This is a genomic window from Ruegeria sp. YTSC192 (assembly GCF_059609705.1).
Genome location: NZ_JBXWMG010000007.1, coordinates 212,099 through 220,510, shown reverse-complemented (window position 1 = coordinate 220,510; position 8,412 = coordinate 212,099). Strand labels below are relative to the sequence as shown.

Below are 8,412 nucleotides of genomic sequence, written 5' to 3'. Positions count from 1 at the left end.
CGCAGAATAAACGCGCCTATATCGCTTCGGGTAAAACCCGAAGCGCTATAAACACAAACAAAACAAGCGCCGCCAAAACAAAAGGCGGCGCTTTTTTGTTGCTTAACTATTGGCCCTTTGAATGGGCGCAACCGGTTATCCGGCGACGACACTTTGTCGTTGCACACCCAACCCAGCGATCCCAAGCTCCATCTTGTCACCGGGTTTCAGGTAGATTTGCGGATCTTGCCCCATGCCAACGCCCGGAGGCGTCCCGGTCGAGATCACGTCGCCCGGTTGCAGCGACATGAATTGCGACAGGTGCGAAATGACCGTCGCAACACCGAAATGCATCGTTCTGGTCGAACCATCCTGATAGCGATGCCCGTTCACCTCAAGATACATCGGCAGGTTTTGCGGATCCGAGACCTCATCCCGGGTCACCAGCCAGGGGCCGATGGGACCGAAGGTATCGGCGGACTTGCCCTTTACCCACTGGCCCGAGCGATGGAGTTGAAAATCACGCTCGGACAGGTCGTTGATCACACAGTACCCTGCGACATGATCCAGCGCTTGGTCTTCCGGGATATACTTGGCCTCTTTCCCGATGACGACGCCCAGTTCGACCTCCCAATCGGTTTTGACCGACCCGCGCGGAATTTCGACGGAATCGTCCGGGCCCATGATCGCCGAAGTGGCCTTGAAGAAAATCACCGGCTCTTGTGGCAGATCCATACCACTTTCGGCGGCGTGATCCGCGTAGTTCAGGCCGATACAGATAAACTTGCCAACCTGACCGACACACGCGCCGATGCGGGGGGTGCCTTCGACCTTTGGCAGCGTGGCCGGATCAATCGCCCGCAACCGCGCAAGCGTTTCATCCCCCAGCACCTCGCCCGAGATATCAGCGACCGCTCCCGAGAGATCACGGATCGTACCTTCGGCATCAAGCAGTCCAGGTTTTTCAGCGCCCTTTAGGCCATAACGGAGCAGTTTCATATCAATTTCCTTCGTTGCTTTGATCGTTCTGCCGCCGCTTAGGGTAACGGCTGTTCGATGGTTTTTCTGCTGAAATGCTCTGAAAGTCGCAAGGTGCGTTCGGCGGCGCTAAACATCCTCGGGCAGCAGATCGGTGGGAATGTCCTGATAGCAGACTGGCCGCAGGAAACGACGGATCGACAAAGTGCCTACCGAGGTCGCGCCGAAGTTTGTCGATGCCGGGTAGGGACCTCCGTGAACCATGCTATCGCAGACCTCGACCCCTGTGGGAAAGCTGTTGGCCAGCAGGCGCCCGGCCTTGCGTTCCAGCAACGGTAGCAACGCTTGCGCGTCGGCTTTGTCGCCCGGATCCAAATGCAATGTGCAGGTCAATTGGCCTTCGATGGCGCGGGCAATCTGCTGCATCTGAGCCGTGTCGCGGACGCGGACAACGATGCCGAGGGGGCCAAAGACCTCCTCCTGCAGTTTGTGATCGGTCAGCCAGCCATCGCCGGATACCGTGAACAGACAGGGCGCAGCATCGCGTTTTGCGCAGCTGGTGCCCATGATCTGAGTGACCCCGCTGCCCGCCGCGACGCGTGAAACCCCCTGACGGTAGGCTTCGGCGATGCCGTCAGTCAGCATGGTCTGCTCGGCCACTGCGGACAGGCCAGCTTCGGCGGCGGATTGAAACGCATCCGCCTCGGGGCCATCAACGATGACCGCAATACCGGGATTGGTGCAGAACTGACCAACACCCATGGTCAGCGAGCCAGACCAGCCGGTCCCGATTTCAGCCCCGCGCGCAGCGGCGGCTTGCGGCAGGATGAACATCGGATTGACCGAGCCAAGCTCGCCGAAGAACGGGATCGGTTCGTCACGTTGTGCGCAGAGGTCAAACAGGGCACGACCACCTGCAAGGCTACCGGTAAACCCAACCGCCCGGATCAGGGGATGCTGCACCAGACGCGTTCCCACGTCCCGCTTGCCGCCTTGTACCATCGAGAACACGCCGGGGTGAACGCCGGTTGCTTTGATGGCGGCATCAATGGCCTGCGCGACGATTTCACCCGTGCCGGGATGTGCTGAATGGCCTTTGACCACAACCGGGCATCCTGCGGCCAAAGCAGCCGCCGTGTCGCCCCCCGCGACCGAGAAGGCCAGCGGGAAGTTGGACGCGCCGAACACAGCCACGGGCCCCAGCGGGCGCTGTATCATGCGCAGGTCGGGGCGGGGCAGGGGCGCGCGGTCGGGCATGGCCGGGTCGTGGCGCATATCCAGATAGTCGCCCGCCTCAATGTGATCGGCGAACAATCGCAGCTGACCGACGGTACGGCCACGTTCGCCTTGCAAACGGGCCTCGGGCAGGCCGGTTTCTTGCGTTCCGATTTCAGTGATCGCATCGCCACGTGCGTCAATCTCGTCTGCAATTTCGCGCAACAACGCGGCGCGCTCGGCCCGGGTTGACCAACCGAACGAGGCAAAAGCTTCCTCGGCGGCGTCTACGGCACGGTCGACCAGTGCGGGCGTGCCTATGGCAAAGTCATGGCTGGGACCATGGGCGGGTTCCGATGCAAAAGTGGCGTCTGCGCCGACCCATTCGCCAGCGATCAGGTGTTTTCCAGTCAACATTTTCGTTCTCTCTTAAAGCAGGCCGCGTTGGGCGAGGTTTCGCATCAGGTGTGAGGTCCCGAAGGTCCATTCAGGGCATTCCGTGGACAGGCGCACCGTGTTTGTCAGCGCCCCAAGCTGGCTGTTGGCGATGGTGACGATATCGCCCAGTTTATGGGTGAAGCCGCCTCCGGGCGTGTCGCGGTCCTGGGTTGGGGCAAAGAGCGTGCCCAGAAACAGCATCAAACCGTCCGGATATTGGTGGTGCCGTCCGATCGTCTGTTTCACAAGATCCGCCGGATCGCGGCTGATCTGGGACATCGAAGACGCACCGTTCAGAACAAACCCGTCCGCCCCTGTGACAGTCAGCGTCAACTCGGCCTTGCGCACGTCGTCGAGGGTGAAGCCATCGTCGAACAGCCGGATCATTGGGCCGATCGCGCATGAGGCATTGTTGTCCTTGGCCTTGCTGAGCAACAGGGCCGAGCGCCCCTCGACATCGCGCAGGTTCACATCGTTGCCCAAGGTCGCGCCCTTGATTTCGCCGCTTGAAGTTACGGCCAGAACCACCTCGGGTTCGGGGTTGTTCCAGGTGGAAATCGGGTGCAGCCCGATATCTGCGCCCGCGCCGACCGAAGATAAAACCTGGGCTTTGGAGAATACTTCGGCATCCGGTCCGATCCCGACCTCAAGGTATTGGCTCCAGAGGCCCTCTTCGATCAGCGCCTCTTTGACTTTTGCGGCCTCATCCGAGCCGGGCGTGATATTGGACAGGCTGTCGCCAATCCGCGCGCCGATGCGCGACCGTATCGCCTCGGCTTTGGCTGGATCGCCTGCGGCTTGTTCCTCGATCACGCGCTCGACCATTGAACCGGCAAAGGTGACACCACAAGCTTTGATCGCTTGCAGGTCGCACGGCGCGAGCCATTGATGATCCCCGTCCAATGGGCCTAGGTCTTCGCCCTGCGCCGTACGGACGTAGCCTGCTGCATCGTCCCGCTCAAGGATATCCCGAGCGGTTGGTGCGACTTTCGATGTGATGTCGACCACACGGCCATCCCGCAAGGTGACGACGCAGGGGCCAATCCCGGCGCGCTCGATACGTCCGAGCCACAGCCCGTTGGTGTCCAGATTTGGAAGTGTCATATCAATCCCTGAGGTTATAGGCCCGCGCGGCGTTGCCACCCATGACGGCATCGCGTTCAGAGCGGCTGAGCTGGCTCAGCAAAAGGTCTGTGGTTTCCAGCCAGCGCTCAAAGCTGCTGGCCAATGTGCAAACCGGCCAGTCGCTGCCCCAGATCAGGCGCGACGGGCCGAAGGTGTTCAGAAGGTGGTCCACGTAAGGTCGCAAATCATCGACGGCCCAATCAGGGGCCGCTTCGGTGACAAGGCCGGACAGTTTGCACCATGCGTTGGTCTCACTGGCCAACGCTGCCAAATCCTCGGCCCATCCCTTGCGTATTGCGTCCCGGATCAACGGCTTGGAGCCGTGATCAATGACAACCTTCATGTCCGGATGGCGGGCCAGCAGCTTTCTGAGCGGTCCCAGATGCTGCGGCAAGGTCAATGCGTCGAACGTCAGTCCCCTTGCTGTCAGTTCGGTAAATGCGGGGGTCAGAGCGTCGCCGAGCATCCAGTCCGGGTCGGCAATGTCCTGTATCATCGGGCGCAGACCGACCAGCGAAGTGTGCGCATCCAGCGCCGCGATCTGAGTCACCACATCCGGGGCTTCAAAATCGACCCAACCCACAACACCTTTGATAAATGGGGTCTCATCGGCCAAGGACAACATATATTCCGTCTCGGCCACCGTCGGCGCGGCTTGCACCAGAACGGTGCCGTCAATCCCGGCGTCTTTCAGCAACGGCGCCAGATCATCAGGGGAAAAGTCGCGGTAGATCACGCCCAAGTCAGGCGTCAGCCAGCCATAGTCCCCCCGCGCCACGGCCCAGAAGTGCTGATGCGCGTCAATCCTCATCCGATCACGCCTTTTTTCAGGATGATATTGCCATAAAGCCTGCGTTCACCCGTTTGAACGATGACAAACGCGTTTGCCGCTCGCTCATAGAAGGCAAACCGTTCAAGTCCCTGAATCTTGGCGGGATTGTCCGCTGTCGCGTCGATGATGTCCTGAAAATCGGCAACGGCTTCGGGAAATGCGTCCGGGTCGCCAACCACTTGCATGGTCAGGGCCGGATCGCTCACGAACGTATCCAGCGGCATCACGGACAGCACCGCCCGCAGAACCTCACTGGCACTGGAACCATCCGCCCGGATGCAATCCGGGCCGGTGCTTGTACCCGGAAAGTTCGCATCGGCGAGTACGATATCATCGCCATGACCCATAGCCCTGAGCGCATGAAGAAGGCTGGGCGACAGAATGGGGTCGATGTTACGCAGCATTTGCATCCTCCCTCGGGAGAGGGGCGTCCGACCGGATCAACCCCTCGGACCGCAGATCAGACCAGAGGCTTGCGGGAATGTCCCGTTCCAGCAGCGAAACGTTGGATTGCACCTCGGCGGCACTGACAGCGCCCGGCACGACTGTTTTGACACAAGGATGGCCCAGCACGAATTGCAGCGCCGCCGCAATCAGAGGTGTGTCATGCGCAGTGCAAACCGCCTCGATCCTGCGGACGCGTTCCAGTATTTCCTCGGGCGCATCGGCGTAGTTGTATTTTGCCCCCGGCACCGCTCCGGTCGCGAGGATGCCAGAGTTATAGGGCCCGCCCAGAATGATCCCCACGTCGCGCTTTTCACAAAGGGGCAGGAAGCTGTCCAACGCCTCTTGTTCAAGCAGCGTATAACGACCGGCCAGCAGGAAGCCGTCGAAATCGCCCAGACCGAGCAGTTTTTCACACACCTGCCATTCGTTGACGCCTGCACCGATGGCGGCGATCTCTCCGGCGTCGCGCAGCTCGACAAGTGCGTTGTAGCCGCCGCCGTCGAACAGCTCACGGACCTTGGCGTCAGACATTTCCTGACTGCCCTGGCTGAACACGCAGACGTCATGGACCAGAAGGATGTCGGCATTCGCAACGCCGATCCGTTCGCGGCTGGCCTCATAAGAGCGCATCACGCCGTCATAGGTATAGTCGAAAACGATCCGTTTCTGCGGGACGTCTACAAAAGCCTCGGGCGTGACCTCATGGGGCTCGCAGTCCAGCAGCAGACGCCCGATCTTGGTGGACAGTTGGATATTTTCGCGCCCAAAGCGGGCAATCGCCTCGCCAAAGCGATGCTCGGATCGCCCAAGGCCGTATTGCGGTGCGGTATCAAAAAACCGAATACCCGCATCATAAGCGGCCTGCAGCGCCGCCTGCGCGTCTTCATCCGAAACCTTGCGGTACAGGTTTCCCAGCGGGGCACCGCCAAATCCCATCCGGGTCAGCGGAACGGGTCGCGCGGTGCGGTTGTTGAGCAATTCTGTTTTTGAAGCGGTCATCCTGCCTCGCTATGCGGTTGTTGGGTAAGATTGAAAAGTTGAGGTTTTTGCTGCCTGAGTTCCTCAATGCGCGGCATCAACTGCCCCAAATGGACGCGCATTGCGTCCTGAGCGGCCTGTTCATCGCGGCTGCAAATCGCGTCAAAGATGGCTTTGTGTTCCGCAAGCGTTTCTGCAATCCGTCCGGGGGTCGGCAGCAAAAGCATCCGCGCCCTGCTCACCTGTAGGGACACGTTCTGCGCCACGTTGGCGAGGCGACGAAAACCGGTGAAGTCCATCAGCATGCCGTGAAACTCTTCATCAGCCTGATAAAAGCCCGGAATATCTTCATCTTCGATCAAAAGCTCTTGCAGGCGCATGTTGCGGCTCAGGCGTTTGCGCTGATCTTCGGTCAGGTCCCGCGTCACTTTGGCGACGGTTGCCAGCTCCAATGCCTCACGCAGAAAAGCGCCTTCGCGAATTTCGTCCATCGAGAAATAGGACACGCGCGTCCCCGATTGCGGAATCACATCCACCAGACCTTCAGAGGCTAGCCGGGTGATGGCGTCGGCAACAGGCGCACGCGACACGCCCAGACGCTCGCAGACCGGGGCCTTCCGAAGCTTCGCGCCCGGCGGAAAATCCAGCGCAAGGATTGCCGCTTTTAAAGAGTAGTGTACCCGCTGCGCCAGCGATCCCTCGATCGCCGCAATCTCGGGCAGGAGAGAGACATCAATATCTTCGATCTTGTTCATACGCTAGGTTTAACATTCTAACATGTTAGTTGACAAGAGGGAGTCTAACACGTAGCAACATGAGCGAAGCAAGCGGGGAAGTGATGCAAGCGCACGATGGCAAAAATGTTCTGGAAAGGGCGGCGCGGGACGTCGTTCAGCTGAACCCTGATGACAATATTGTTATTGCCCTGCGTGACTTGCAGGTGGGCGAGCAGCCGTCACATGTGCCGACACCTCTGACCTCGCAAGTGGCCCGCGGACACAAGATTGCGACGATGCCGATTCGGGCTGGCGAAAATGTCATCCGCTACGGCCAGATCATTGGGCAGGCCAAAAGCGACATCGCACCGGGGGATCACATCCATGTCCACAATCTGGGGATGGGCGCGCATCAACAGGACTATTCCTATGCCAGTTCCAATACTCCGCTGCCGGCGCTGACTGCAGGTCGGACGTTTGACGGGTATCACCGTGCCGACGGTCGGGTAGGGACCCGCAACTATATTGGCATCCTGACCAGCGTGAATTGCTCGGGTTCGGTGGCAAGGTTCATTGCCGAAGCGGCCGAGAGGTCCGGTCTGCTGGACAGTTTTCCCAATGTGGATGGCATTGTGCCGATCGTGCATGGCACCGGCTGCGGTATGTCCAGCAAGGACGAAGGCTACGCCACCCTGTTCCGTACGTTGTCCGGCTATGCGCAGCACCCGAATTTTGGGGGTATCCTGCTGATCGGGCTGGGATGTGAGGTCATGCAGGTCGCAGACCTTGTCGGCGGGCGCCCGATCCGGCCCGACGGCGCGTTGCGTTACATGACCATTCAGAACGAGGGCGGCACGCGCCGCACCATCGAACGCGGGCTGGATGAGCTGCGGGGGATCGCCGAACTGGCCAATCAGGCGCAGCGTTCGCCTGCGCCCGTCAGCGCGATCACGGTTGGAATGCAATGCGGTGGGTCGGACGGGTATTCCGGGATCACGGCAAATCCGGCCCTTGGGTATGCCTCGGACCTGCTGGTGCGCCATGGCGGCACAACAATATTGTCTGAGACCTCAGAGATTTACGGGGCTGAACATCTTTTGACGCGCCGCGCCGAGACCATCGAAGTGGGCGAAAAGCTCATCGAGCGCATTCACTGGTGGGAAGACTACACTGCGCGCAATGGCGGCGAGATGGACAACAACCCAAGCCCCGGCAACAAGCGCGGCGGGCTGACGACCATTCTGGAGAAATCGCTTGGTGCTGTCGCAAAAGGCGGCACGGCCCCGCTGCGCGATGTCTATAAGTTCGGCGAGAAGGTGGACAAACACGGGTTCGTCTTCATGGACAGCCCCGGATTTGATCCATGCTCGGTCACGGGGCAGGTGGCATCAGGCGCGAACCTGATTGTGTTCACCACCGGGCGCGGTTCGGTGTCGGGCTATCAGCCGACACCTTGCATCAAACTGGCGACCAACTCGGAAATGTATGCCCGGATGGCCGACGACATGGATCTGAACTGCGGCGACATCGTCACCGATGGTGTCAGCATCGAGGCCAAGGGCGAAGAGCTGTTCGAGATACTGATCCGTGTCGCCTCGGGCGAGAAAACTAAAAGTGAGGAACTTGGCTTTGGGGGCGTGGAATTCGTCCCCTGGCAAATCGGCGCGGTGATGTAAGCCGCACCGCCCTTGGGGAGAGGGGCAG

Annotated in this window: 8 protein-coding genes; 1 reads left to right on the top strand and 7 read right to left on the bottom strand. The window is 60.2% G+C overall.

Annotated features, from left to right (window positions below; all coding sequences use genetic code 11):
• Positions 1 to 135 precede the first annotated feature (135 nt).
• The 7 genes from AC2FD8_RS12415 to AC2FD8_RS12385 form a co-directional block, all read right to left on the bottom strand.
• Positions 136 to 978, bottom strand: a complete 843-nt coding sequence (locus AC2FD8_RS12415) for a fumarylacetoacetate hydrolase family protein (RefSeq protein WP_496856535.1) — start codon at positions 976 to 978, stop codon at positions 136 to 138.
• Between the two features lie 108 nt (positions 979 to 1,086).
• A complete protein-coding gene (locus AC2FD8_RS12410) occupies positions 1,087 to 2,589 on the bottom strand; it encodes an aldehyde dehydrogenase (NADP(+)) (RefSeq protein ID WP_496856533.1) in 1,503 nt (500 codons plus the stop codon).
• 12 nt (positions 2,590 to 2,601) lie between these two features.
• Entirely contained in the window at positions 2,602 to 3,714 is a 1,113-nt protein-coding gene (locus tag AC2FD8_RS12405) for a fumarylacetoacetate hydrolase family protein (RefSeq protein ID WP_496856531.1), read from the bottom strand.
• Between the two features lies 1 nt (position 3,715).
• Complete coding sequence (locus tag AC2FD8_RS12400) at positions 3,716 to 4,546, bottom strand: amidohydrolase family protein (protein ID WP_496856529.1); 831 nt, start codon at positions 4,544 to 4,546, stop codon at positions 3,716 to 3,718.
• The gene (locus tag AC2FD8_RS12395; protein ID WP_496856527.1) at positions 4,543 to 4,971 is read right to left on the bottom strand and encodes an RbsD/FucU family protein; all 429 of its coding nucleotides are present in this window, start codon (positions 4,969 to 4,971) and stop codon (positions 4,543 to 4,545) included. Before AC2FD8_RS12395 ends, AC2FD8_RS12400 begins: the two co-directional genes overlap by 4 nt.
• The gene (locus tag AC2FD8_RS12390; RefSeq protein WP_496856525.1) at positions 4,961 to 6,013 is read right to left on the bottom strand and encodes an aldo/keto reductase; all 1,053 of its coding nucleotides are present in this window, start codon (positions 6,011 to 6,013) and stop codon (positions 4,961 to 4,963) included. Before AC2FD8_RS12390 ends, AC2FD8_RS12395 begins: the two co-directional genes overlap by 11 nt.
• Positions 6,010 to 6,747, bottom strand: a complete 738-nt coding sequence (locus tag AC2FD8_RS12385; protein WP_496856523.1) for a GntR family transcriptional regulator — start codon at positions 6,745 to 6,747, stop codon at positions 6,010 to 6,012. The genes AC2FD8_RS12390 and AC2FD8_RS12385 overlap by 4 nt, the downstream gene beginning before the upstream one ends.
• Before the next feature lie 83 nt (positions 6,748 to 6,830).
• Between AC2FD8_RS12385 and AC2FD8_RS12380 the strand changes: the two genes are divergently transcribed.
• Positions 6,831 to 8,384, top strand: coding sequence for a UxaA family hydrolase (locus AC2FD8_RS12380; protein WP_496856548.1), 1,554 nt, complete (start codon positions 6,831 to 6,833; stop codon positions 8,382 to 8,384).
• The last annotated feature ends 28 nt before the right edge of the window (positions 8,385 to 8,412 follow it).

What these genes read in the sequence shown, in the direction of transcription:
- AC2FD8_RS12415 (WP_496856535.1), bottom strand. Translation starts at nt 978, where the DNA reads ATGAAACTGCTCCGTTATGGCCTAAAGGGCGCTGAAAAACCTGGACTG.
- AC2FD8_RS12410 (WP_496856533.1), bottom strand. Translation starts at nt 2,589, where the DNA reads ATGTTGACTGGAAAACACCTGATCGCTGGCGAATGGGTCGGCGCAGAC.
- AC2FD8_RS12405 (WP_496856531.1), bottom strand. Translation starts at nt 3,714, where the DNA reads ATGACACTTCCAAATCTGGACACCAACGGGCTGTGGCTCGGACGTATC.
- AC2FD8_RS12400 (WP_496856529.1), bottom strand. Translation starts at nt 4,546, where the DNA reads ATGAGGATTGACGCGCATCAGCACTTCTGGGCCGTGGCGCGGGGGGAC.
- AC2FD8_RS12395 (WP_496856527.1), bottom strand. Translation starts at nt 4,971, where the DNA reads ATGCTGCGTAACATCGACCCCATTCTGTCGCCCAGCCTTCTTCATGCG.
- AC2FD8_RS12390 (WP_496856525.1), bottom strand. Translation starts at nt 6,013, where the DNA reads ATGACCGCTTCAAAAACAGAATTGCTCAACAACCGCACCGCGCGACCC.
- AC2FD8_RS12385 (WP_496856523.1), bottom strand. Translation starts at nt 6,747, where the DNA reads ATGAACAAGATCGAAGATATTGATGTCTCTCTCCTGCCCGAGATTGCG.
- AC2FD8_RS12380 (WP_496856548.1), top strand. Translation starts at nt 6,831, where the DNA reads ATGCAAGCGCACGATGGCAAAAATGTTCTGGAAAGGGCGGCGCGGGAC.